Annotated in this window: 20 protein-coding genes; 8 read left to right on the plus strand and 12 right to left on the minus strand. The window is 45.0% G+C overall.

The genetic code is table 11. The annotated features are described in order from the left end of the window. Nucleotides 1-629: 629 nt before the first annotated feature. Complete coding sequence (locus MKY14_RS18335) at nucleotides 630-878, plus strand: DUF7667 family protein (RefSeq protein ID WP_076309107.1); 249 nt, start codon at nucleotides 630-632, stop codon at nucleotides 876-878. A 29-nt stretch (nucleotides 879-907) separates the two neighbouring features. On the opposite strand, the gene MKY14_RS18340 is transcribed toward MKY14_RS18335, so the two are convergent. The 3 genes from MKY14_RS18340 to MKY14_RS18350 form a co-directional block, all read right to left on the minus strand. Next, nucleotides 908-1,066, minus strand: a complete 159-nt coding sequence (locus MKY14_RS18340; protein WP_340977074.1) for a hypothetical protein — start codon at nucleotides 1,064-1,066, stop codon at nucleotides 908-910. A 228-nt stretch (nucleotides 1,067-1,294) separates the two neighbouring features. After that, the gene (locus MKY14_RS18345; protein ID WP_036684176.1) at nucleotides 1,295-3,133 is read right to left on the minus strand and encodes an ABC transporter ATP-binding protein; all 1,839 of its coding nucleotides are present in this window, start codon (nucleotides 3,131-3,133) and stop codon (nucleotides 1,295-1,297) included. A 17-nt stretch (nucleotides 3,134-3,150) separates the two neighbouring features. Beyond that, on the minus strand, nucleotides 3,151-4,920 hold the full coding sequence (locus tag MKY14_RS18350; protein WP_340977075.1) for an ABC transporter ATP-binding protein: 1,770 nt from the start codon (nucleotides 4,918-4,920) through the stop codon (nucleotides 3,151-3,153). Between the two features lie 452 nt (nucleotides 4,921-5,372). On the opposite strand from MKY14_RS18350, the gene MKY14_RS18355 reads away from it, so the two are divergent. Then, the gene (locus tag MKY14_RS18355) at nucleotides 5,373-5,915 is read left to right on the plus strand and encodes a hypothetical protein (protein ID WP_340977076.1); all 543 of its coding nucleotides are present in this window, start codon (nucleotides 5,373-5,375) and stop codon (nucleotides 5,913-5,915) included. A gap of 171 nt (nucleotides 5,916-6,086) precedes the next feature. After that, nucleotides 6,087-6,527 (plus strand): hypothetical protein, encoded by a 441-nt coding sequence (locus tag MKY14_RS18360; protein ID WP_076191066.1) that lies wholly within the window; start codon nucleotides 6,087-6,089, stop codon nucleotides 6,525-6,527. A 147-nt stretch (nucleotides 6,528-6,674) separates the two neighbouring features. Here MKY14_RS18360 and sufB read toward each other — a convergent pair whose 3' ends face one another. From sufB to MKY14_RS18395, 7 genes are all read right to left on the minus strand, one after another. Then, entirely contained in the window at nucleotides 6,675-8,072 is a 1,398-nt protein-coding gene (gene sufB / locus MKY14_RS18365) for a Fe-S cluster assembly protein SufB (RefSeq protein ID WP_036684335.1), read from the minus strand. A gap of 24 nt (nucleotides 8,073-8,096) precedes the next feature. Next, nucleotides 8,097-8,528, minus strand: a complete 432-nt coding sequence (gene sufU, locus MKY14_RS18370) for a Fe-S cluster assembly sulfur transfer protein SufU (RefSeq protein WP_036684339.1) — start codon at nucleotides 8,526-8,528, stop codon at nucleotides 8,097-8,099. Further along, nucleotides 8,515-9,741, minus strand: a complete 1,227-nt coding sequence (locus MKY14_RS18375) for a cysteine desulfurase (protein WP_340977077.1) — start codon at nucleotides 9,739-9,741, stop codon at nucleotides 8,515-8,517. Before MKY14_RS18375 ends, sufU begins: the two co-directional genes overlap by 14 nt. Next, on the minus strand, nucleotides 9,738-11,039 hold the full coding sequence (gene sufD, locus MKY14_RS18380) for a Fe-S cluster assembly protein SufD (protein WP_340977078.1): 1,302 nt from the start codon (nucleotides 11,037-11,039) through the stop codon (nucleotides 9,738-9,740). The genes MKY14_RS18375 and sufD overlap by 4 nt, the downstream gene beginning before the upstream one ends. A 26-nt stretch (nucleotides 11,040-11,065) precedes the next feature. Continuing rightward, nucleotides 11,066-11,848: a Fe-S cluster assembly ATPase SufC gene (gene sufC, locus MKY14_RS18385; RefSeq protein WP_036684347.1), complete on the minus strand. Its 783-nt coding sequence runs from the start codon at nucleotides 11,846-11,848 to the stop codon at nucleotides 11,066-11,068. A gap of 279 nt (nucleotides 11,849-12,127) precedes the next feature. Then, nucleotides 12,128-12,589, minus strand: coding sequence for a Dps family protein (locus tag MKY14_RS18390; protein ID WP_036684350.1), 462 nt, complete (start codon nucleotides 12,587-12,589; stop codon nucleotides 12,128-12,130). A 239-nt stretch (nucleotides 12,590-12,828) separates the two neighbouring features. Further along, the gene (locus MKY14_RS18395) at nucleotides 12,829-13,131 is read right to left on the minus strand and encodes a YunC family protein (protein ID WP_036684352.1); all 303 of its coding nucleotides are present in this window, start codon (nucleotides 13,129-13,131) and stop codon (nucleotides 12,829-12,831) included. 214 nt (nucleotides 13,132-13,345) lie between these two features. Between MKY14_RS18395 and MKY14_RS18400 the strand changes: the two genes are divergently transcribed. Further along, a complete protein-coding gene (locus tag MKY14_RS18400; protein WP_036684355.1) occupies nucleotides 13,346-13,873 on the plus strand; it encodes a hypothetical protein in 528 nt (175 codons plus the stop codon). Nucleotides 13,874-13,951: 78 nt separating this feature from the next. On the opposite strand, the gene MKY14_RS18405 is transcribed toward MKY14_RS18400, so the two are convergent. Continuing rightward, nucleotides 13,952-14,335 (minus strand): DUF423 domain-containing protein, encoded by a 384-nt coding sequence (locus MKY14_RS18405; protein WP_076305977.1) that lies wholly within the window; start codon nucleotides 14,333-14,335, stop codon nucleotides 13,952-13,954. Nucleotides 14,336-14,505: 170 nt separating this feature from the next. On the opposite strand from MKY14_RS18405, the gene MKY14_RS18410 reads away from it, so the two are divergent. Next, nucleotides 14,506-14,967 carry a hypothetical protein gene (locus MKY14_RS18410; RefSeq protein ID WP_076124771.1) on the plus strand — a complete coding sequence of 154 codons (462 nt, stop codon included), beginning with the start codon at nucleotides 14,506-14,508 and terminating at the stop codon, nucleotides 14,965-14,967. Between the two features lie 964 nt (nucleotides 14,968-15,931). Here MKY14_RS18410 and MKY14_RS18415 read toward each other — a convergent pair. Then, nucleotides 15,932-16,420 (minus strand): hypothetical protein, encoded by a 489-nt coding sequence (locus tag MKY14_RS18415; protein ID WP_036684361.1) that lies wholly within the window; start codon nucleotides 16,418-16,420, stop codon nucleotides 15,932-15,934. 200 nt (nucleotides 16,421-16,620) lie between these two features. On the opposite strand from MKY14_RS18415, the gene MKY14_RS18420 reads away from it, so the two are divergent. The 3 genes from MKY14_RS18420 (at nucleotide 16,621) to MKY14_RS18430 (ending at nucleotide 25,803) form a co-directional block, all read left to right on the plus strand. Continuing rightward, nucleotides 16,621-17,265, plus strand: coding sequence for a methyltransferase domain-containing protein (locus MKY14_RS18420; RefSeq protein ID WP_076126477.1), 645 nt, complete (start codon nucleotides 16,621-16,623; stop codon nucleotides 17,263-17,265). Nucleotides 17,266-17,383: 118 nt separating this feature from the next. Next, the gene (locus tag MKY14_RS18425; RefSeq protein WP_340977079.1) at nucleotides 17,384-24,121 is read left to right on the plus strand and encodes a DUF7507 domain-containing protein; all 6,738 of its coding nucleotides are present in this window, start codon (nucleotides 17,384-17,386) and stop codon (nucleotides 24,119-24,121) included. Further along, complete coding sequence (locus MKY14_RS18430; RefSeq protein WP_340977080.1) at nucleotides 24,118-25,803, plus strand: hypothetical protein; 1,686 nt, start codon at nucleotides 24,118-24,120, stop codon at nucleotides 25,801-25,803. Before MKY14_RS18425 ends, MKY14_RS18430 begins: the two co-directional genes overlap by 4 nt. Nucleotides 25,804-25,856: the final 53 nt, after the last annotated feature.

Consider the following 25,856-nt stretch of genomic DNA (forward strand, 5'->3'; position numbering starts at 1 on the left):
AGGTCCTGCGTTGCTTAGCAGAAGGTTCAGAGCTGCTGTTTGTACACTAAATCCCCCGGTTTAACTACGGGGGATTTTTCAGTTGTATTTTGTGCAACAGAATCCACGTCTACCGAGCTGAATTGTGATTTAGTTGTACTTTGTGCAACTAAATCCACGTCTAGCGAGCCGATTTCTGATTTTGTTATATTTTGTGCAACAGAATCCACGTCTACCAGGCTGACTTCTGATTTAGTTGTACTTTGTGCAACTAAATCCACGTCTAGCAAGCCAAATTCTGATTTAGTTGTACTTTGTGCAACTAGAATTAAGGAAAATGCTCTTTATAAGCACATTTCTCGAAAATAGCTGCACAAAGTGCAATTAACAGTATTTTTATAACGAGAATGATGGTTTCTATTGTACAAACTGCAACTAAAGATTGGTTTCCAGATTACTCCTAAACATTCCTCGATTTTCACCTCTCTCACCTCTCTCACCTCTATTGTTTCCTTCTGACTTCGAAGATAGTTCCTCCTACCCTCAACATAGTAATGCCCCTCAATTTAATTATCTGACGTAACGTTTGAATTCCTCTTCTAATGGCGAGACTAATATGTGGTTTTAAATTGCTATAGGAGGAAAAAAGCATGCTTCCTGTCCATGAACGCCTTGCCGAGTTGTTCACCCTGAGCCGTAGACGGCAGCTTACTGCTGCTGAGGAAACGGAGCAACAGCAGTGCCTGCAAATTAACGCTACCTACTGCTATGAGATGGCCCGATTACAAAATGAAATCCTATTAGCGGAACAGACAGCTGATCTACAATGGCATCAAGATATTTGTGCACAAATGTTTGAGCTGCATGTGACGGGCAGGGTATCCAAACGCCCCAAGTAACTGAATCATAGAAATCTTACCCTGCTGCATTATGTTCTGCTGTTCTGCCATTCTGCCGTTCTGCTGTTCTTCCGTTCTTCCGTTCTTCCGTTCTTCCATTCTTTCATTCTTCCGTTCTGCTGTTCTTCCGTTCTTCGGTTGCCTTGTTCCGTAATACCTCTGCCATATTCCACTCTACTCTGATCCACCAAGCCCCGACCACCTTAATCACTATATCCCTATAAAAAACAGCCCACCCCGCAGTTGCCTAAGCAACGGGAATGAGCTGTTGTTCTGTACTGTTCTGTTCTGTTCTGTTCTGTTCTGTTCTGTTCTGTTCTGTTCTGTTCTGTTCTGTTCTGTTCTGTTCTGTTCTGTTCTGTTTTGTTGTGTTATGTTGTGTTATGTTCTGTTCCGCTATGTTCCGTTCTGTCGGTCTATAGGAAACGGAATTGCGCTTCGATCAGACCGTTGTATACCCCATCACGGGATGTCAACTCATGATGGTTTCCTTCTTCTTTAATCTCTCCGTGATCGAGGACGACTATTTTATCCGCATGACGGATGGTAGAGAGTCTGTGCGCTACGATAAAGGAGGTTCGGCCTTGAAGCAGGATTTTGAGTGCCTCCTGGATCTTCAGCTCCGTCTCCGTATCAATGCTGGCAGTTGCCTCATCCAGGATTAGTATCCGCGGATTTGCCAAAAGCGCCCGGGCGAAGGAGAGCAGCTGACGTTGTCCCATCGACAATGCGCTGCCGCGCTCTTCCACCTCAGTCTCATACCCTCCGGGCAGCTTCATGATAAAGTCATGGGCATCCACGGCTTTTGCGGCATTTTCCACTTCTTCATCTGTAGCCTCCAGACGGCCAAAACGGATATTATCCCGAATCGTTCCCGAGAAAATAAAGGTATCTTGCAGCACGATTCCGATCTGCCTTCGCAGGCTGTCTAATGTAACCCCGCGGATATCTTCACCGTCTATCGTGATTCGGCCGCTCTTAATATCATAGAACCGGCCAATCAGGTTAATGATCGTACTTTTACCAGAACCTGTATGACCTACGAGCGCGATCGACTGTCCTGCTTTTACATCCAGATCAATACCTTTTAGTGCAGCCCGGCCTTTTTCATATTCAAAAATGACCTTTTCAAAGTTAATATCCCCACGAATCGTTCCCATTGGCTTAGCACCAGGATTATCTTGCACCGCCGGTTGCTCATCCAAATATTCAAAGATCCGTTCCGAGGAAGCCATTGCCACAAGCAGCTGATTGTACATCTGCCCAAGGCGATTAATCGGATCCCAGAAGTTGCTGACATAAGAACTGAATGCTACCAGCATACCTACTGTGAGTTCTCCAGATTGGATCAGATAAGCCCCCAGCCAAAAGAGGATCATTGTTCCAAAACCACCTGTGACCTCAATAATCGGACCGAACGCCTGGTTCATCGCAGAGGCTTTGTTCCAGGATTTTTTGCTGTCGGTATTCATAACATCGAAATAATTCATATTTTCTTGTTCTTGGGTGTAGGCTTGTGTGACTCTGATTCCCTGAATCGATTCATTTAAATGAGAATTAATTCTGGAGTTCTTCATCCGCACATCCTGCCAAGCGATCCGAATCTTTTGGCGCAGCTTAGTTGAAACAAAGAACATAATCGGAACCGTAACCATTACTGCAAGACCTAGCTTCCAGTTAATCACTAGCAGAATAATGGTAATCCCCATAAGCTGCACGCAGTCAATCATCAGATTGACAACCCCGTTTGTGAACAGATCCTGCAGAGAGTTGATATCATTGGTTACCCGTACTAATACCGAGCCTGCCGGACGTTTATCAAAGAAGTTAAAGGAGAGCTTCTGAATATGCTTGAACAAATCTGAGCGCAAATCATAAATCACTCTTTGGCCTATGATGTTCGTGTATTTAATCCGGTACACTCCCGCAATCCATTGAATCAGATATAAGACGATTACCCCTGCTGTAAGCGAATAAAGCAGTGATAAGCTGGGATTCCCCACCTTTGGCGCAATTGCACGGTCAATGGCTAAACTTGTTAGGAACGGGACGGTCAACTTCGTGATGGTTCCCAGAATCATCATGATGGACACCAATGGAAGCATCTGCTTTGCATAAGGCTTCATGTACCCGAACAGTCTGGTGAATTGCTTCCAGTCAAAAGCCTTATCGATGACATCATCATCTTTATATACAAAACGTTCATCCAGTTCTTGCTGCTCGGCTGCTTTATTTTTTGCTCCCGTAGCGGTCATTGGTTTGGCTTCAAGTTTCATATGCCTCCCTCCTCCCCTCTTCCGGTCGCTCTGGCCAGATAATCAGCATACTGTATCCGGTATACATCCTGATAAGGACCCGGCACTTCAATTAGCTCTTTATGGGTACCACGCTGCTGTACATGACCTTCGTTCATGACGATAATTTGATCCGCATGGCGCAAGGAGGAGATCCGATGGGCAATAATAAGTGTAGTGCGCCCCTTCATGACCTCTTGGAATCCGGCTTGAATCTCGTGCTCCGTCTCCATATCGACAGCGCTGGTCGCATCATCGAGGATAAGAATCCGCGGATTCTTAAGCAGGGCTCTAGCGATGGCAATCCGTTGCTTTTGTCCACCGGAAAGACCCATTCCGCGCTCACCCACCACAGTGTCATAACCGTCTTCCATCTCCATGATGAAATCATGGGCTTTGGCAAGTTGTGCAGCTCGGATAATTTCTTCCATGCTTACATTCTTCAACCCATAGGAGATGTTGTTGCGAATTGAGGAGGAGAACAGGAAGGTCTCCTGAAAGACCGTCGCGATCTGTGAACGCAAGCTGCGAACATTGTATTCTCTGATGTCCATCCCATCCAGTGTGATGCTGCCTTCATTAACGTCATAAGCACGCATCATCAGCTGTGTAATGGTCGATTTACCAGAGCCCGTACCTCCAAGGAACCCTATAACCGCACCAGATTTGGCCTCAAAATCAATGTCTGTAACCGCAGGCATTTTGTTCCCATAAGCAAATGTGACGTGATTAAACGCTACATCTCCTTTAACCTCAGAAGGTACCAGTTCACGGGCGTTCTCTTTATCCTTCACATCAATATTCTGATTAAGTACTTCCAATACACGTTCTCCCGATGCTTTGGACTGTGTATAGTTATTAATATGGAATCCAAGACCCCAAATCGGTCCAATGATGTACCAAATTAAGCTGAAAAAAGCAACCAGTTCGCCTAGTGACATTTTCCCCTTAATAACTAACGTTCCGCCTACTCCAAGCAGAATAGCTGCACTGATCGATGCTAAAAACTCCATCGCCGGAAAAAACTTACTCCAGAGCTCAGCGGCAAAAATCTGGTTATTCTTATAACGTTCGTTGCGGTGTGAGAATTTTTCTACTTCATGAGCCTCTCTCGCAAATGATTTGACGGTGCGCACACCCGTGATATTCTCCTGTACAGCCGTTGTCAGAGAACTGAGTGCAAGACGCATCTCTTGAAAGGCCGGGTGAATCTTAGACTCGAATTTTAGCGCAATAAACGCCAGGATGGGCATCGTAATCAAAGTTACTAGAGTAAGCTGCCAATTGAGTGAGAACATCATAATCGAACCAAAAATGACCATAAAAAAGACATTCAGCAGCTGAGCAAAACCGAAACCGATAAAGTTACGAATCGCTTCCAAATCTCCGGTTAGCCGGGACATCAAATCTCCCGTTTTCGCGGTATCATAATAACGGAAAGATAGGAATTGCAGCTTCTCATAACAAGCATTACGCAGCCGGTATGCAAGAAAGTTACCTAGCCGTCCTCCAAAAAATCCATGTGCAAACTGCAGGCATGCTTTTACTATTACTACAGCTAACACGCTCAATGCGAGCACTGGCACCTCTGTAAACTTAAGTGGCACAATAACTTCATCGATCAGCTTTCTTAACAAATTGGGGGTAATCAGCCCCACTGCAGTTGCAGCGGCCAAACATATAATCGAAAGAATCAGAAAATGCAGCTTCTCCCGATAATAACCGCGCAGTTGCCTGAGAACATCCATATCTCTCCTCCTTAAGGCTTACTTAGTAAGCAATTTTTTGTATAAAGCAAATGTTACATCGTAAGCTAGCTTTTTTTAGCGCTTACAATTTAGTGACTTTAAGCAGTGTATCATCCATAATTTAATGCGGCAAAGGGGAGAATTGCGCGTTTTTGCGGTTATTTCGGAAAAAAGCAGCATCTACATGATATAAAGGACCCTCGTTATCTTAAAATGCTCGTGTTTCCTCCTTAATCCTGATGAATTAAGAATCTACATGATTATTGTAATCATCGTGTAATATTAGGAGGACCTTTATTCGGTTTTTTGCATAATTATTGGAATTTATTCCGGGATACGAAGAGTTCACTTTTTCGCCGTCTTAAATTTGCTTCAGATGTAAAACTTTTACCACAATTTACCGTAATATAGTAATACAACACTTTTTACTTATATTATGGAGGGGAACTTTATTGAAAAAGCAGCTTGTTTTATCTTGTATTATCGCCATTATCCTTCTTTCAGGGTGTAGCAATACAAATAACAATAACCCTACGGACGCAAACACAGCGATCAACGAATCTAAAAACTTGTTTAATTTCGGGGAAATCTCCTCAAAAACTGATACAGCACCCTCACCTGAAAAAATGCTAAGAGAAATAAGCAATTTTGTTATTGCTGACATTTGGAATGTGGGGTTTGTAGATGTTATCTCATACACTAGAAGTGGTACAAGCAGTACAGGAGCGAGCATGGACATTGACTTTACGATCGAACAGCTTGGCAAAGCCATGGAAGAGAAAAAAGAATACGATACATATATGAACGAGTTAGATATTAAGTATGATTCTATAAAAAAAATATGGGCCAAGCTTTCCCCAGAAATTGATCTTTTATATAAACAGATCCAGGAGACACCTCCAAAAGCAAACGATAACAGCTTAAAACTTGATGCAGGTAAATTTAATCAATATTCAGAGGCTTTTAGTAAAGAAGTGAATGATCTGGCAAAATAGTAACCTATACCATATAAGAACCCCCGCCAAGTGATTGGCGGGGGTTCTGTTTATAATTGGGTTTCAGCAGCGTTTCATATAATCAACCCGCTATCTGTTTGTATCTTACACACCATTCTATTTTTTCTCTCATAAAATATAAAATCTACAATGAGAGGTTAGGTGAATAGGATGAGTATACAGTTTCTTGATATGCGAATTTCACAGGGCAGCACTATGGATGCACAAAGTCTTAATTTAGTTCGTTCAAGTGCAATTTTCGGTGACATTGGACTTCAGACAGTAAATGTTACACCTGCAAATGCAGGCTTAGTGAGAGTCACATTGAATGCTTTTGCCAGACTTAGTGTTGATGTCAGCATTATAGTTCAGAATGATGTTACTTTTAGTATTTACCGCAATAATATATTAATTTTTAGTACAACCTACCCCGGAAACATTAATAATACAACGACCCAATATGAAATGGTTGGAATCACCGCTGTCGACTATCCGCCTTCAACCGATGTGCTTACCGGCCAGATCCAATACACCATTGTAGCATCAGCGATTAGAACGGCATCTCTGGGAGCCAGATCCTTCAGTGGAATTGCCGTTGCCGGAAATGGATAATAAAAAATATTAAAGGTGTGTCCCCGGAGCATTCGGGGATTTTTTCAATTGTGCCAATAAAAAAGCATCCGCAGAAAAATATCTACGGATGCTTTGAAGAAATATATAAGTGTTAGGAGGACGGGCCTCCATTCATAAGCGCTCTTATTAACCGATTGAACCTTCCATTTCGAACTTGATCAGACGGTTCATTTCGACCGCATATTCCATCGGCAGTTCTTTTGTGAACGGCTCGATGAAGCCCATGATGATCATTTGAGTCGCTTCTGCTTCTGTGAGGCCACGGCTCATCAGGTAGAACAGTTGCTCCTCAGAAACTTTAGACACGGTTGCTTCATGCTCAAGAACGATGTTATCGTTCATGATTTCATTGTAAGGAATAGTATCCGAAGTGGACTCATTATCCAAAATCAGCGTATCACATTTAATGTTCGATTTCGCACCTTCTGCTTGACGGCCGAAGGAAGCTAGACCACGGTAAGTTACTTTACCGCCATGTTTACTGATGGATTTCGATACAATGGTGGATGTTGTATCTGGAGCCAAATGGATCATCTTGGCACCCGCATCCTGATGCTGGTCTTTACCTGCTACCGCGATGGATAGTACTGAACCTTTAGCACCACGGCCTTTAAGAACAACCGCAGGGTATTTCATGGTCAGCTTGGAACCGATGTTACCATCGACCCATTCCATAGTAGCATTCTCTTCTGCAACCGCACGTTTCGTAACGAGGTTGTAGATGTTTGGAGCCCAGTTCTGGATTGTGGTATAACGAACGCGAGCGTTCTTCATACACAAGATTTCAACAACCGCACTGTGCAGAGAGTTCGTGCTATAGATTGGAGCAGTACATCCTTCTACGTAGTGCACGAAGCTGTCTTCATCAGCAAGGATCAAAGTACGTTCGAATTGTCCCATGTTCTCAGAGTTAATACGGAAGTAAGCCTGCAAAGGAACTTCACATTTCACACCTTTAGGAACATAGATGAAGCTGCCGCCTGACCAAACTGCACTGTTAAGTGCGGCAAACTTATTATCGGTTGGAGGGATGATCGTCCCGAAATATTTTTTCAGAAGCTCTGGGTGCTCACGCAATGCAGTGTCGGTATCTGTAAAAATAACCCCTTGATCTTCAAGGCTCTTCTGCATGCTGTGATAGACTACCTCAGATTCATATTGTGCCGATACGCCGGCGAGGAACTTCTGTTCCGCTTCCGGAATCCCCAGCTTATCAAAGGTTTCTTTGATTTCGGAAGGAACTTCTTCCCAAGTCTTCCCTTGCTTCTCTGAAGGTCTTACATAGTATTGAATATCCTCGAAGTCCAAATCATCCATATTGCCGCCCCATGTAGGCATTGGCATTTTACGGAACTGCTCCAAAGATTTCAAGCGGAAGTCAAGCATCCACTGTGGTTCATTTTTGATTGCTGAAATTTCTTTAACAATTTCGGCCGTCAAACCTTTACCAGACTGGAATATCGACTTATGCTCATCACGGAACCCGTACTGGTATTCTTCCATATCAGGCGCTTTCTTAGCCATGGTGTCAGCCTCCTTGTTCTACTGTTATTTATGTTGCTCTTCTTCGTCAATTCCTTTACGAAGTGCGTTCCAAGCCAGTGTTGCGCATTTGATCCGCGCAGGGAATTTATTCACACCCGAAAGGGCTTCAATGTCTTCGTAATCTCCAAAATCCACGTCTTCACCCTTCATCAGTAAGGAGAAGTTATCAGCTAGTTCAAGTGCACGTTCAACCGTTTGTCCTTTGATCGCCTCAGTCATCATCGAAGCCGACGACATACTGATCGAACAGCCTTCACCATTATAACGGGCATCCTTTACGATTCCATCCTCTACCTTAAGCTGAAGAGTAATACGGTCACCACAGGTTGGGTTATTCAGTTCAATTTTTAGAGCATCATCTTCAAATGAACCGCGATTTCGAGGACTTTTATAATGATCCATAATTACGCGTCTGTATAAGTCATCCAAGTTCATAGCCGAAGTACTCCTTTGTCTTGATTAAAGCGTCCACCAGTCGATCTACATCATGCTCGTTATTATACAGATAAAAGCTTGCACGTGCTGTAGAGCTGGCTTCCAGCCAGCGCATCAGCGGCTGACAGCAGTGATGCCCGGCGCGGATGGCAATCCCTTCCGCATCTAGCACTGTAGCGACATCATGCGGGTGAACGTCACCCAGATTAAAGGTGACAACGCCGACTTCACGATTTCGAGGACCATAAATGTTCAGACCCTCGATCTCCGAGAGACGTTGCTCTGCATACGCTGCAAGAGCTTTCTCATGGCGGTGTATCTCATCCAAACCGATTTCTTGTAAAAAATCAATGGCTGCACCTAGACCAACAGCACCAGCTATGATCGGCGTACCGCCTTCAAACTTCCAAGGCAGTTCTTTCCATGTGGATTCATAAAGACCCACATCATCGATCATCTCGCCACCGAATTCGACGGGCTCCATGGCTTCGAGAAGTGCTCTCTTGCCATACAAAGCGCCAATTCCGGTTGGTGCGAGCATTTTATGACCAGATAGTGCATAGAAATCACAATCCAGATCCTGCACATCGACCTTCATATGTGGTGTGCTTTGTGCACCATCTACGACAATTACTGCACCATGACGATGAGCAATAGCCGCAAGCTCTTTAATAGGATGAGTTACTCCCATAACGTTGGATACATAAGCGATAGCAACGATTTTGGTTTTATCCGTAATCGTCTGCTCGGCAGCTTCCAACGTAACCGTTCCATCAGGTTGCAACGGTATATATTTTAATGTAGCACCTGTCTTCTTAGCGAGCTGCTGCCATGGAATCAGATTACTATGATGCTCCATTAAGGTGATGACGATTTCGTCGCCTTCACCCACAGCAGAGGGTCCGTAAGAAGAGGCCACAAGATTTAAGGCTGTAGTTGTTCCGCGTGTAAAGATAATTTCTTTAGTGCTGCGGGCGTTAATAAACTTAGCTAGCTTCTCCCGGGCTCCCTCGTAGGCATCGGTTGCTCGGCTGCCTAAAGTATGGACGCCACGGTGTACGTTGGCGTTATCCCACTCATAATACGACTTGACCGCCTCAATTACTTTCCGAGGCTTCTGTGAAGTAGCAGCACTGTCCAGATAGACCAGTGGATGTCCGTTCACATTTTGGTTCAGTATGGGAAATTGCTCCCGGATGGCGTTGCTAATCATTGCACTAACTTCCTTTCCACAAGAGATTGGAGCTGATTGCGCAGTCCCTCCAGTGGAATTTGTGACACAACAGGAGCCAAGAAGCCGTAGATGATCAGAGTCTCTGCATCATGCCGTGTAATTCCGCGGGACATTAGGTAAAAGACTTGCTCGTGATTGACCTGACCTACGGAAGCGGCATGGCCGGCTGTAACATCATCTTCATCAATAAGCAGGATCGGATTGGCGTCACCACGGGCTTTTGGACTCAGCATCAATACTTTTTCCGTTTGCTGGCCGTCCGCTCTAGTAGCACCTTTCTCAATCTTGGTGATTCCGTTGATGATAGAAGTAGCAGAATCACGCATAACTGCACGAGTGATCATGTCACTTGGTGTGCTTTTGCCAAAATGCTGAGCTTGAGTGGTGTAATTCAGTTTCTGTGATCCCGTACCTACTGCAATTACTTTAGCATCGGAGCTAGAACCGTTGCCTTTAAGCACAGACTTGGTATCACTCGCAGTATCTCCGTAGTTCATCTCACCAACGATCCATTCGATGACTCCGTCATTCTCAACAACAGCCCGGCGATAAGTTACATCTGTAGTATCTACACCAAGCTGATGCACTGTGGCATAACGAACTTTAGCGCCAGCGCCCACGAATACCTCTACCGCACCATTGTGTAGTCCAGCTTCTTCTTTATCCGATACGTAGTTATCTACATAGGTTACGGAACTGTTAGTATCAGCTACGACCAGAATGTGTGGAACAAAAGTCGCTTCCGCATCATCCGTTAACAGCACTGCTTGAAGCGGAGTTTCAATAACAACATTCTTAGGAACATAGAGGAATACTCCACCATTCCACAATGCAGCATGAAGCGCTGCGATAGAATGTTCGTCTGGCTGAATGGCTTTATGCAAGTAACGTTGAACCAAATCTCCGTGTTCTTTAACAGCTGTCTGTAGATCTGTAAAAATAACACCCTGTTCTGCAAGCTCAGGAGCGATACGTGTATATACTGCACCAGAGTTGCGTTGAATAATCAGGCTGCCTTCCTCCTGATCCTTGATCAAGGAAGAAATAGATGCAGGTGCATCACTTAGCGAAGCAAAAGGTGCACTTGCTTTATAGCTACCATAATTATTGACATCCCAACGATCAATCCGTGTCTTCTCTAATTTAGGCAGTGTCAGAGTAGCTGCCAATTCTAGTGCCTTCAAGCGGCTTTCTTTCAGCCAACCCGGTTCGCCGCTGCTGTGCGATAATTCGCTCAAGCGTTCGGCATCCACCGGAAGAATGGTCTGTGTCGTCATAGTGGTCTCCTCCTTCCTGGCGTTTCTTACGCTTCTTGCCCTACAGTTTCATCTTCAATTCCGAGTTCTTCTTTAATCCATTCATAACCCTCTGCTTCCAGACGCTGTGCAAGCTCTGGACCACCGGATTTCACGATTCTACCTTGCATCATAACGTGAACATAATCAGGTTTGATGTAGTTCAAAAGACGTTGATAGTGGGTAATAACTAAGAAGCCGCGTTCTTCGCTCCGCATGGAGTTTACGCCTTCAGCTACAATTTTCAAAGCATCAATATCAAGACCGGAGTCAATTTCGTCCAAGATCACGATTTTTGGATCCAGCATCATCATTTGTAGAATTTCATTACGTTTCTTCTCACCACCGGAGAAGCCTTCGTTCAAGTAACGGTGTAAAAACTCAGGGTTCATATCTAGTTCTTTCATCTTTGCTTCCATTTGGCGAATAAAACGAATCAACGAGATTTCGCTTCCCTCTTCACGACGGGAATTAATGGCAGAACGCAAGAAGTCGGAGTTAGTTACTCCAGAGATTTCGCTTGGATATTGCATTGCAAGGAAAAGACCTGCACGTGCGCGTTCATCAACAGCCATCTCCAGAAGATCTTCACCATCAAGAGTTGCAGTTCCATCAGTTACTTCGTATTTAGGATGACCCATTAGCGCCGAAGCCAAAGTACTTTTACCTGTACCGTTTGGTCCCATGATGGCGTGAATTTCGCCACCTTTCATTTGAAGGTTAATCCCCTTCAAAATTTCTTTCCCCTCAATCGTCGCTTTAAGACCCTCAATGACAAATTCTGCTGCCATAATATTATTCCCTCCATTGATCGATTTGCGAAATCAAAAGTTGTATTGAAACAGGATAATCCTGATTCCCAGCACAATTAGATTTTCTATCACATTATAATTATTATAAATTGAATCACAATGATTATCAATGATTCTCACTAATTTTATATCAAACCTTGTTTTTTTACAAATTTCTCTTTAGCTAATCACTTGTGACTCAGAGAAGATTTTCATTAAACATAAGACTACGCAAAAATAAGACTTCCCGCAGGAAGCCTTATTCAAACTGCTTAATGATTAGCTAAGAAACGAACGTAGCATCCATTGGTGTTTCTCCAGATCACTACGGATTTTAATGAACATATCTGAGGTTGGCTGATCCTTGGTTTCTTCGGCAAGCTCGATGCCTTCTGTCAGCTCTTCAGAGATGGTGGCGAAGTCTTCAATCAGAGACTGAACCATTCCCCGTGTATCTTCCTTACCTGTAGCTTCTTGAATTGTAGCTAATTCCAAATATTCTTTCAATGTTGCTGCCGGACTGCCTTTGATGGTTAGCAAGCGTTCTGCTACTTCATCCATGTGAAGGGTTACTTCATTATATAATTCCTCAAATTTCACATGAAGGGAGAAAAACTGTTCTCCTTTGACATACCAATGAAAGTTATGAATTTTTACGTACAGGACATTTAAGTTAGCAACCTGACGATTCATGATCTGTTCCAGTGAAGTTGTATTTACTTTATTCGATGCTTTAGCCATGAGATGATCCCTACCTTATCCATTATATTTACCGGTTACTATTTCCTTCGTCCGGTAGTAACTTGTCTATTCTTAATTTACCCTTTTACCTGTAATACGAAACAAGGAGAAGCCTTCCATAACACCTTTATTTGTACTAGCATGAGCAAAGACACACCCGATTATGCTTAAATGTGAATACTTGCACACAAACAAAAAGGGCCTAAGCCCCGTTTGTTTGGAATTGTTGAATTTTCCGGTCAGACCATAAGAAGTAACGCTTCCGCACCCGTCATACCTGGTACGATGCCAAGACTCTCTGCTTCTATCGTTACAGACTCCAACGGGGCAGCTAAAAGCTGGGCAAGCGTCCGTACACCCACCGCACGAGCTGCGATGATATGCCGATCACTAAGTGTTTCATTGAGGAGACCGACATCCAGTGCACCGCACATAATATAACCTCGGTTCGTGCTGATGGAGAGCAGTGTAGTTTTGGGAAGCTTAACCTCTACCCCGATCAGCGTATGTTCACCTACTGTAATAGGCTCCATAGTAACCAATAGCAGCACCTCCTTTTTTTCACTATCCACGTTGTATATGTATGCTAATTTTCCTGTGGGTGTGCTGACGGTAGTCCTATGCCTAGTATAAAATGCAGTATAATAGTCCCTATTCCAGTAGTCCTGGGTATATGAATATTGCATGTTTAATGTTATAGTTAATTACATTCCTGTAACCATTCAGAGATGTTCTAAACGAAAAGCTGGGGGATTTATGGACGAGAAACTACAACGCACAGACGGCAATTATTTATTTAACGTCGACATCCTGATTAATGCCCGTACCAACCCGCTTGCACTGCAATTTCTGCTCGAAATGTTGAACAATAATGACCATATCACAGATTTCAACATTAACTCCGGTCTTGAATTAGGGAGAACCATTGACAGCTTGCTACGCTCCGCTAAACTAGCTTTGAATCAAAACTCTGCTCCTCCCATTTCATTAAAGCTGCCTCCAAAATCTACGAAGAAGCAGCTGGATACACCGATAAAAAAACAGGCAGAAACGCCTGCACAGCAAACGGCCATTGAGACGCCAGCTGATGCATACGGGAAGATTCGTCAGTATATTCAGAATAATCAATTGGTACGTTTACGAGCGAACCGGTACGGGAAACAAGTGTCCATGCCCTGTCGTATTTTAAACTTTGATGAAGCAGCCAACTCTATAAGTGTCTACCATGTGGATGAGAAGCAGGTGTACAGCTTTAATCTAAATGAAATCGACGAGTTTCTGTAAGCGCATGCGTTACAAGCCAATAAGCACCCTCCCTCTTTGGGGAACAGGTGCTTATTGGTCTTTCTTTTTTTTTAACAACTAAGACGACTTTTTACGTGAAAATCCCTCTATCGCAAGGCATAACCAGCCAATTATAAAGCATACCCCACCGATAGGTGTAATCGCTCCTAGCACCTTAATTCCGGAGATACTCAGAACATACAAACTGCCAGAGAACAAAATGGTACCTGCAATTAACAATCGGCCCGCCCAACGCAATCGGGCACTTTCGCCCCATTGGCCCACAGCCAGTGCGATGAGAATTACCCCCAGCGCATGTACCAAGTGATACTGCACACCAGTCTCATATACCTTCATATAGTCTTCACTGATCACTGGTTTTAGTAGATGGGCACCGAAAGCACCAATTCCTACTGCCAGCATTGCTAGCACAGCCCCCCAGGCCATAAATTTCCGTTGCAAATGATTACACCCCCTTAATTTTAGACTCATTCTATCATAACGTAATGCCAGTTCCTATTTCCAGCAGTCATTTTTTATTTTGCCTCATTCAGGGGTTGCTTTTTTAGCATCAATATGAAAAAGTGGATATTAACAACATTTTCATTCTAATCTCTCAAGGAGTGCAAACCATGGACTTAAATTCTCTGTCAAAATCAGACGTACCTGCGGCAGAGGTGGGAAATCCCAACCCTCATCCGGATTACCCAAGCGCTGATTTATCATCTACGCATCAAAAAGTAGAACATGATCTTCAACATTCTGGACCTGGTATTGCTTCGTTCATTATCTGTCTCGTGTCGATCATCGGCTATGCAGCCATCTTTATCTCTATTATAATGAAGTCTTCTTCATTGGTTAATGAGAATTCCGAACTATTAAGCCAGTCCTCGCAATTCATAATGCTTCTAGGATTAACGGTTATTATTCTGGCTGCTCTTAATGTAATCGGTGTAGTCATCGGCATCATTGGGCTTTCCATTCGGAAACGTCGCAAGGTGTTTGGCATTATTGGCACGATAGTCAATGGTGTTATTATCTTACTCTTTATGCTGCTTATTACAACCTTCCTAGTCAATGCTGGAACGCTTTAAGCTTCTTTTAAACATGCTAACTTCATTAAAAAGGGTATCCCAACAACTTTGAGCGGGTTGTGAGGATACCTTTATTTATGTATGAATCTAAAATCTGCATTGGGGAGTCCTCATCTTCATCCGCGGCTCACGGACTCAGATGACGTTATTTACGTTTTTTTCGCCTTTGGAGCACAGTTTCGGACCCCAGTGACGCTATTGCATGGAAAAAGGATCCTATTGGGCTCTTTTTATGGCAATAGCTGCGATGGGGTCCGATAGCGAACCAAATGTGAATAAAAGCTGCGTTTAAGGGCTGCTAGGTCCGATAATACTGATTCCGATGATGATAATTCCGATAATGCTGGATCCTATCCCTCATCCGCGGCTCACGGACTCAGATGACGTTATTTACGTTTTTTTCGCCTTTAGAGCATAGTTTCGGACCCCAGTGACGCTATTGCATCGAAAAAGGATCCTATTGGGCTCTTTTTATGGCAATAGCTGCGATGGGGTCCGATAGCGAATCAAAAGTGGGGAAAAGCTGCGTTTAAGGGCTGCTGGGTCCGATAATGCTGGATCCTATCCCTCATCCGCGGCTCACGGACTCAGATGACGTTATTTACGTTTTTTTCGCCTTTGGAGCACAGTTTCGGACCCCAGTGACGCTATTGCATGGAAAAAGGATCATATTGAGCGATTTTCATAGAAATAACTGCTATGGGGTCCGATAGCGAATTAAATGTAGGGAAAAGCTGCGTTTAATGGCTGCTGAGTCCAATATAGGTGCTACTAGTTCCGTTAGTGGTGCTGCTAGTTCCAATAGTGTGGCTCCTAATCCATAATGGTGTAGGTATGCGGACTGTGATCGATCAAACAAAGTTTAGTGTTTTGAGCAAGAACTATGCTTAAAAAATACGAGGGTGTCCCAGCAACCACTATATGATTGCTGAGACACCCTCTATTTACAAATCAATACCTTCAATTATTTTGCTAGAGCCAGCTTTGTCAGCACACGTTGCTTGACGGACGGATCGCCCTCCACTGCTTTTTCCACGTATTCAATAACTACGGAATCATCTGAATTCAAAGTATCAAGTATACTCTCCATTCCAGCTGAAATCTCAAAAGCGGTTGGACCTTCTTTTGTCGCAATCTCAACGGAATGACTATCTATTTGTCCGATATAAACGGCCGTCATTTTTATTGTTTTTCCTTCAGCTTTTGGAGTAGAACTAGGTTTAGCTGTGCTCGGATTTTCGGTTGGTGTGGCTGTACTTGGGTTCTCAGTAGGTACGGGAGTGCTTGGAGCTTCTGTAGGCTCAGCTGTGCTTGCGCTCTCGGTTGGAGTTGGAGAAGGTGTTGCAGTCGGTTCTCCTGAAGTCTGTGCCGAATTATTCCCACCGCAAGCGGTTAAGGCAAATGTTAAGGCAGCAATCGCTGCTATGGCGGGTAATGAACGTTGTTTTTTCATGTTGAGTGCCTCCTCTATGTGGCGATTATTTTCAAAGTCATCTTCATAAGTATACTCTTATAACGTTAACCACTCTATGAAAGTTTCATATGAAGTAATTTTAGATAACTTCCAGCCTCTATTAGGCATCCGTCGGATGCAGGCTACAGCGGTATTAATACAATAGTGTGAGCCTGATTTATCCCAAAGGAGTGAGCCCCTTGAAAATCGATATCGGCTGTGGATCTAATAAGGAAGCAGGTTATCTCGGGATCGATCGGATCGCGGGTCCTGTTGTAGATATTGTCTGTGATATTTGCCAAGAGATTCCTCTCCCTGACAATAGCGCTGAGTTTGTTATGGCTAGCCGTGTACTGCCTTATGTGGACAATTTATTCGCAGCCATGGCGGAAATTCACAGAATTAGCATCCATAAAGCAGTTGTTTGCATTCTAGCACCCTATGCCCACAGCTTTGCCCATATGTCCAATCCTTCCTTTAAGCAGAAGTTTGACGAATATACCCCCCGGCATTTTACAGGATCCTTCTTCCAACCCCCATCCGGTCCAGTATGCCCAGCTATTCCAGACTACCCTGTACCCGCACCACCCTTCGATTATCGGTTGCTGCGGATGGAGTTATTCTATCAACACCCTTATGAAGATCCGCTTTACGAAACTGAAGAACTAGAAATACTAAAGACCCTTCAAGCAAATGTAGTGCATGAAATCATGTACCATTTTGTCGTAGTCAAGCACAATATCACTGATCAGGAGCTGGAGCTGATGAGCAGAAGTCATTATCCTGAACCTCATGTTCTTGTCGAACGAAGACTTAAATCACAAAACAGACATTTTTTTCTATAATTTTAAGATGGGACATACACTAATACCCATTTTGTATCATAGGCTAACATACAGGTATTAACTGTGCCGTCCTAACTATAGGACGGTTCACTTTTGGCCAAAATCAACCTCGAAGGAGGTGAGAATCATTCCACTAGTCGTACGGGCAACGATCAATGCGACCGGTGCTATCACATTTACCGGCAACACGCTTGGACTTAGCCGCTCCGATACGATCGGAGTGCCAGGGACACTAGACAGCATCGGTGGCTTTACTACTGTTAATACTTCATCGACATTTGGTTCCTATCCTAGCGGAACTACTAGTCTTTATACAAGCAACAGTTCAGCAGCCATACTGGTCCTACCATCTGGCAGCACAGTGCTGTATGCAGAACTGATATGGGGCGGTACCTATATTAACGGAACCGTTAACCTCAGTTCGGCCATTAACAATCCTGTCTCCCTAATAACTCCTGCTGGCACTACATTCAGCGTTACTCCCGACTCAGCAACGAGCAACGTAGTCGATTTGGGAGGTGGTGCATCAGCATATGTTCGTTCCGCCAACGTGACCAGCATTATCCAACAAGGCGGCGCCGGCACCTACACCACTGGCGGTGTAGTGGGTACGATTGTTATCCCTAGTGATTCCACGGCCAACCATGCTGGCTGGACATTAGGCGTAATCTACCAAAATACAGCCTTACCTTTTCGCAATATGTCCCTACGGGCAGGTGCAATACTTGTACAGGCAACCTCAGCCCCAGTTTCAACTACGATCACAGGCTTCGCAACACCAATTACAGGTGCGCTTGGCGGCAGAGCGTTATTCAGCGCACAGGAGGGGGATGCCAACCGTTCGGGGGATCAAGCGTTATTTGGTCCAACCTCGGCTACACTTGTTGCTTTATCGGGACCAAACAACTTTGCCAACAACTTTTTTGCGTCACAGATTAACAATGATGCAGGTAATCTAAACACAACAGGTACCTTTGGAAACCGCAATCAAACCAATGGAAACCCAGGGACCAACATTATCGGCGGCCGTCAAGGCTGGGATATTACCAATGTTGACGTCTCCGCCCGGCTGATAAACAATCAATCTTCAGCCGTATTACAATTAACCACCTCAGGCGATGCTTATGTACTCAACGGTAATGCCATACAGGTTGATATCAATGCTCCTAAAATAAACCTCACTAAAAGCGCTAATGTAGCCGGCCCCATAGTCGGTGATACGGTAACTTATACGGTGACTGTCAGTAATACAGGAACAGCAGGAGCAGCAAGTGTCGTTTTATCAGATGCGCTGCCGGCAGGATCCACTTTTGTAACTGGAAGCGTAGTCGTTGCTGGCGTCGTAAGGCCTACTTTTGATATTACAGCAGGAATCCCATTAGGCTCATTAGCTTTAAGCAGTTCAATAACGGTTACATATCAAGCCAAAGTCACTTCATTGCCGCCAAGTCCACAAAATATCGCAAATACTGCCAACGCTGCCTTTACGTTTCAAAGTGTAGCCGGAGGCCCTATCATGACGGGGGTCATTCCATCTAATACAGTAACCTTACCTGTATATTCACCCGTCCTTAACATTGTGAAATCAGCCAGTACCGCCAATGCTACGGTTGGAGATCAGATCACCTATACTCTTCAAATCACGAACACAGGAAATATCGGCGCGTTAACAACACTTACGGATAACATTCCCTCAGGCAGCTCTTACGTCGCAGGCAGCTTCACCGTCAATGGAAATCCTGTCGCTGGTAACCCTGCCACGGGGATTGCTATCGGTACGGTTCCAGCCGGTGGCAGTTCTACTGTTCAATTTCGGGTCATCGTGAATAGTCTTCCCTCACCGCCGCAGTTGGTTGACCAAGCAAGCGCCGCTTATACGTTTCAAGTTCCAGATGGGCGAACGGTAGCTGGTTCTGCCTCGTCCAACACTTTGTCTATTCCCGTTACAACACCCAATGTTACCGTAGTCAAAAGCGCTGGATTCACCGACGTAACTGTCGGAGATATACTGCTCTACACCTCAGTAATCAGTAACAACGGAATTGCAGCAGTTACCAACGTTTCACTCTCAGATACCATACCTGCGGGTACATCGCTGGTTCCCGGAAGTGTCACCGTCGCCGGTGTATCACAACCCTCAGCTAATCCTGGAACAGGGATTGCTGTCGGTACCATCGCTCCAGGAAGCTCCGTCGCCGTCACTTTTCAAGTCAACGTTATCTCATTACCAAGTCCCGCTCAGCTATTGAATAAATCTAGTGCCTCTTTTAGCTCGGGTGCTTTTACTGGCATTTCAGTCTCAAACACGACTACAACTCCCGTGTATCAGCCTGTAATCCAAATTGCAAAAAGCTCGAACGTTTCCAGTGCAACTGTAGGTGGCAATATTCTTTATACGTTAAATGTTCAGAATTCAGGGAATATCGGGGCGGCTGTAACCCTGAGCGACAATATTCCTTCAGGAAGCACCTTTGTCTCGGGAAGTGTAACTGTTAACGGTGTTGCTAGACCTGCTGACTCTCCACTTACAGGAATTAACTTAGGCACTTTAGCTTCAGGGGCAGCTGTTCCTGTGACCTTTCTTGTCTCTGTACAATCTCTGCCTGCTCCACCTGTTCTGAATAATCAAGGCAATAGCAATTACACCTACCAACTGCCAAGTGGAAGATCATTCTCCGGGACCAGTCTATCCAATACCCTAACCATTCCGGTCTCCGCTCCAAACATTACACTAACCAAAACTGCAAATCTAACTAATGTAGCGGTTGGAGAAAATCTTACTTATTCAGTCATAGTGTCCAACCCAAGCAGCGTCACTGTTACTAACGTTGTTGTCTCTGACCCTATTCCTACGGGGGGAGCTTTTGTAGCAGGCAGTGTGACTGTCAACGGTTCGACGGTTGCAGCGGCTAACCCAAGTACAGGTATAGCTATCGGAAGTATCGCCGCGGGCAGCTCTGTCACGGTGTCTTTTAGAGTGAATGTTGCTTCCTTGCCAAGTCCAGCACAGTTTACAAACAGAGCCAGCGCCTCCTTCACCTCTGGGGCGTTCACCGGTTCTTCGCTCTCAAACACGATAGTAACACCTGTATTTCAGCCCATCCTTAGTATGGTCAAAAGCGCCAATGCAGCACAGGCATCTGTAGGGGGATCTCTCTCATACTCCATCCTGATCAGCAACACCGGGAATATTGCAGCTACTCTATTAGTAACTGATATCCTGCCACCCCAAGCCGTGTTTGACACGAATAGTGTCATTATTGGAGGAACACCTTTGCCCGGATATAATCCGGCAACTGGCATTCCAGTTGGACCGCTCGCTCCTGGTGATAGTGTCACCGTAAGTTTTCTGGTCACAATCACAGCCCTGCCTCCATCACAAGTATTACTGAACTCTGCTTCAGCGACATATAGCTTTACCCTTCCAGACGGGCGTCAGCTCGGAGGAAATGTAGTATCCAATACGCTCTCTGTCCCAGTGTCCGCCCCTAACGTCAGTGTTGTAAAAAGCGTAAACGCTGCTACTGCTGTTACTGGTGATATCCTTACCTTTACCTCTGTATTGACCAATAACAGTATTGCAACAGTAAGCAATATCATTCTCAGCGATCCTCTGCCTGAGAATGTCGCTTTTATTCCCGGAACCGTAATTGTAAGTGGCACTACCCTGCCGCTAGCAGTTCCGTCCGCCGGCATTCCAATCGGTAGTTTGAGCCCTGGCGCCACAGCTACCGTAACATTCGAGGTGAGGATAACGATGCCGATACCATCACAGATTAACAATCAGTCGTCTGTCAGTTTTACATCCGGTGTATTCTCCGGTTCTTCTTCATCTAATATCACAACTACACCAGTTATTCAGCCCCAAATCTCCTTAGTAAAAAGTGCCGCTGATGGAGACGGCGATTTCGATGCTTTAGTTGTCGGTGATTCTGTCATCTACACAGTGATTGTTAGCAACACAGGTAATCTGGCTGCAAATCTTACGCTAACTGATAACATTCCAGCAGGTACAGTTTTTGTTCCTAATAGTGTCATTGTAGGTGGTATGCCTCAACCCGGATCAGCCCCTGATACAGGGATAGCTGTAGGAAATGTCGCTCCTGGTGCCAGTATTGCAGTCAGCTTCACCGTTGATATCATCTCCCTGCCAACACCTCAGCAGATTAGTAATCAGGCTTCTGCAAGCTTTACCTTTACTCCGCCTGACGGTAGACCGCTATCTGGGACTGCTGTGTCTAACACTGTAACTTTACAAGTCTCTGCTCCTAACATTGTCGTTACCAAGAGCACTACTTCAACATCAGTTGCTGTTGGTGAAACGGTCACATACAACGTCAATATAACTAATAATGGTATAGAATCTGTTACTAGCGTCTTACTCAATGATCCTACACCGGTAGGGAGTACTTTTGTAACAGGCAGCGTGTCTGTCAACGGAGTTCCATTCCCGAACTTGAATCCTGCTTCGGGGATATCTATCGGCACTCTAGCAGCTGGTGCATCAGCGCTGGTTACCTACAGTGTTACTGTTACCTCCGTCCCTCCTACAGCTTCACTCATCAATCAGGCATCCGTTACCTTCACTTCAGGCGTTATTTCAAGCTCCACTTTTTCTAATACCGTTACAGTCCCTGTGTTCCAGCCGAACATTGCCGTAGTCAAGAGTGCTAGTACAGCCAATGCCACGGTTGGCGATTCCGTTAGCTACACACTGACAGTGAGTAACACAGGAAACTATGCTGCTAATTTAACATTGACGGATAATATTCCCGCAGGTACGGCTTTTGTTCCGAATAGCGTGCTCATCAATGGACTCCCTTTAGCGCAAGCGGATCCTTCCACCGGAATTGCAGCTGGAATAATACAGCCTGGAGGAACGACCGTAGTCATTTTCACGGTTGACATCACTTCATTGCCTAGTCCTCAGCAACTGGTCAATCAAGGAACCGCAGCATACAGCTTCACCTTACCCGACGGACGTACACTTAATGGGACTGCACTCTCTAACACCGTCACTATTCCGGTCTCCTCACCTAATATTGCTGTAATTAAAACTACAACCACAACATCAACTACAGTCGGTGACACAATCACTTATTCCATAGCTTTAACTAATAACGGGATTGCCACTGTAAATAATGTGGTCTTCACAGACGCCCTTCCTGCCGGCACCACCTTTGTGACAGGCAGCGTGCTTGTGGACGGTGTGCCTCGCACAGGAGTTAGCCCAGCTACTGGAGTGACCCTAGGCAGCATAGCACCCGGTGTAACCGTAACTGTTGCTTTTACCGTAAATGTAGTTTCACTACCGCCTACTGGATTGTTAAATAATCAGTCAACAGTCAGCTTCACCTCAGGTGTTGTCTCAAATGTAGCCTTCTCAAATATCGTCACGACGCCTGTCTATCTGCCTATCCTTGCAGCAGCAAAAAGCTCCAATTCAGTCAATGCTACCGTTGGGGATACGATTACTTATACTATAAATGTGACCAACACAGGTAACTACGGAGCTTTAGCAACCCTGAGTGACACCATTCCAGCGGGTACAACGTTTATTCCAAACAGTGTACTCATTCAAGGCGCTCCTGCTCCAGGAGCAGACCCAGCTGCCGGGATCCCACTGGGGGTAATCTCCGCGAATGGAAGCCTGTCTGTAATGTTCTCAGTGCTTATCACAACATTGCCGGCAAGCCAACAGCTGCTCAATCAAGCTTCCGTCGCGTTTGCATACACACTTCCAGATGGACGGACATTTAACAATTCGATCAATTCCAATACAACAACAATCTCAGTATCCTCACCGAACGTTATCGTCACTAAATCTTCGACAGCTACCGATGCCGTTGTTGGCGATACCATCACTTATAACTTCACTGTTACCAACAGCGGAATAGCAAATATCAGTAACGTTAACCTCAGTGATCCAATACCTGCAGGCTCTAGCTTTGTCGCTGGCAGTGTGACCGTAGATGGCACTCCACGCCCTAGCGCCAATCCAGCCAACGGGATCTCGCTCGGTACACTTGCACCGGGAGCATCTTTTCAAGTCTCGTTCAACACGATTGTCAATGTGCTGCCTAATCCTGCAACGCTTAGTAATCAAGCTTCCGTCAGTTTCACCTCCGGCGCATTCTCAGGATCTTCATTCTCAAATACACTTGTTATTCCGGTATATCAACCTATCATTGTAGTTGTCAAAGGGGCGGACAGAACCGCCGCAACTGTCGGAGATACGATTACTTACTCCTTAAATGTGACGAATACTGGTAACCTCATAGCAAATGTAGTTATTACCGATACCATTCCGAACGGAGCTGTCTTTGTTCCAAACAGCGTGCTCGTGAATGGGGTACCACAACCAGGATCAGATCCGGCTACTGGCTTAAGTATTGGGTCGGTAGCTCCGGGAAGTACAGTAACAGTAACCATTACGTTGCAGGTTACTATTGCTTCCCTCCCTTCGCCACAACAGTTAGTCAATCAAGCTACAGCAAATTTCACATTCACACCACCAGATGGACGTTTACTCACGGGATCCTCTGTCTCAAACGTCCTAATTATCCCTGTATCTTCACCAGACGTAAGTGTGGTTAAGAGCACTACTTCTATTGATGCGGTTGTGGGCGATATCATCACCTATACGATTGTTGTCACCAACTTAGGGATTTCACCAGTTAATAATGTCATCATGGTTGACCCTATTCCAGCTGGCAGCCAGTTCGTAACGGGAAGCATTACCGTAGATGGAGCCCCACGTCCTAGTGGCAGTCCGGCTTCGGGAATCGCAATTGGTACAATTGCTGCAGGTGCTTCTTCAACCATTACCTTCCAGGTTCAGGTAGTAGCGTTATGATTCCCGGCTCACGTACCCAACCTGTCGTAACCAATCAGTCCATGGTACTCTTCAACTCGGCAGCGGGTGTTGACGGAATTGTCTATTCCAATACCGTTAACACCCCGGTCGTGGGCCCCGTGCTTTCATTGCTGAAGAGTACAGATAAACTCCACGCCTCTTTAGGCGACACTTTGGTGTATACCATTACAGCCAGTAATAATGGAAATACAGATGCTTTTTTGACGGTGTTTGACATTCTTCCAGAAGGTGTATCCTTTATTTCCAACAGTGTGCTCAGAGACGGTGTGCCTCTTCCGGGGGCTACACCGTCTTCAGGCATCCCCCTTGGTTCTATTGCACCGCAGAATCAAGTGAGCATCGCCTTTCAAGTCGTCATCATTTCCCTGCCGTCTTCCCTAGTGCTGCAAAATAAAGCGCTAGGCCGTTTTTCTTTTTCCACACCGGAGGGAAGAATCGTTAAAGGAGATCTATTTTCAAATTCCGTACAGGTTTCTTTACGCTCCTACCAGCTCTCGACCTCCTTGTCTGCAAGTACTCCGACTTCTTTTATAGGGGATGTAGTCACTTACACCTTGCGGCTTACAAATGAAGGAAACAGCCTCTTAACTCAAATCAGTGCAACAATTTCTATTCCAGACGGGGCGGTGTTTATACCGGGGAGTGTCATCGCAGGTGGGATTTATTACCCAGAATCAGACCCGGCACAGGGGATATTACTCGGTTCCCTGGACACAGACCTAAGCGTTGATATTACTTATCGTGTCCGAGTAACAGAGTTTTCTCCCTCGTTGGCCTTAACCAACAGCGCGGTTGTCACCTATTCAGTCGATGAGCATACAATTACGACCGAAAGTAACACTGCGGTTGTCTCACTTGTCCAAGCGGGGGTCACCATTAGTAAAAAAGTGGATCATGTTACAGCAGCTCCGGGCGATAATTTGAGATATGAGCTTACGGTAACGAACAACGGGAATCTGGCTGTAAATGCAGTCCTAACAGATGCCATACCTTCAGGTACTCTTTTCGTATGGGATAGTGTTCTCTTAAATGGAGTGTTGCAAAAAGGTGCACGACCAGCGGAAGGCATCCAGTTAGGTACTTTAAGAGGCGGAACTACAGCAGTTGTAGTTTTTCAAGTGAGTATACCTGCAGCCATTAACATTCATGAAATCGCAGCCGTACAAAACCATGGTAGTGTTCAGTATACCTTTGTGCTTCCAGACGGACGGACCGTACGGCAAACCTCTCGTTCCAATACAGTTACCACCCTAGTAGTCACACCTGTCATTTCACTCGTAGTCCATGCAAAACCAACTATCGTAGAAGCAGGAGAGCGAGTCCAATGCTGGATCTCACTAACCAATAGCGGAAATTGGCCAGCGGAAATATCTCTGAATCGTCTAACCCCGGAAAAATGTTTTCTTGATCCCAACAGCATTGTGATTGATGGAGTTCCGAACCCACAATCTTCATTTACCGGCACCTTGCCGCTGGGGATAGTTAATGCTGCATCTATGGTTAACATTCATTATTTTGTCCAGGTGAGTGAACAGGTAATGGGTCGTTTCCTTAAGGGATCCGTAAATGCTCAATTCTCTTTCAATATGGATGGACGTAACTACTCTGGCGAAAGCCAATCTAACAGCTATGTGCTGACCGTAGATGAGATCAGTGAATAAGAAATCACATATCCCTCATCCCCATGAATATACTTTAGTTACAACCCCAAAAC

It is taken from the genome of Paenibacillus sp. FSL R5-0887 (assembly GCF_038002305.1).
In the GTDB taxonomy this organism is placed as follows: Bacteria; Bacillota; Bacilli; order Paenibacillales; family Paenibacillaceae; genus Paenibacillus_AQ; species Paenibacillus_AQ odorifer.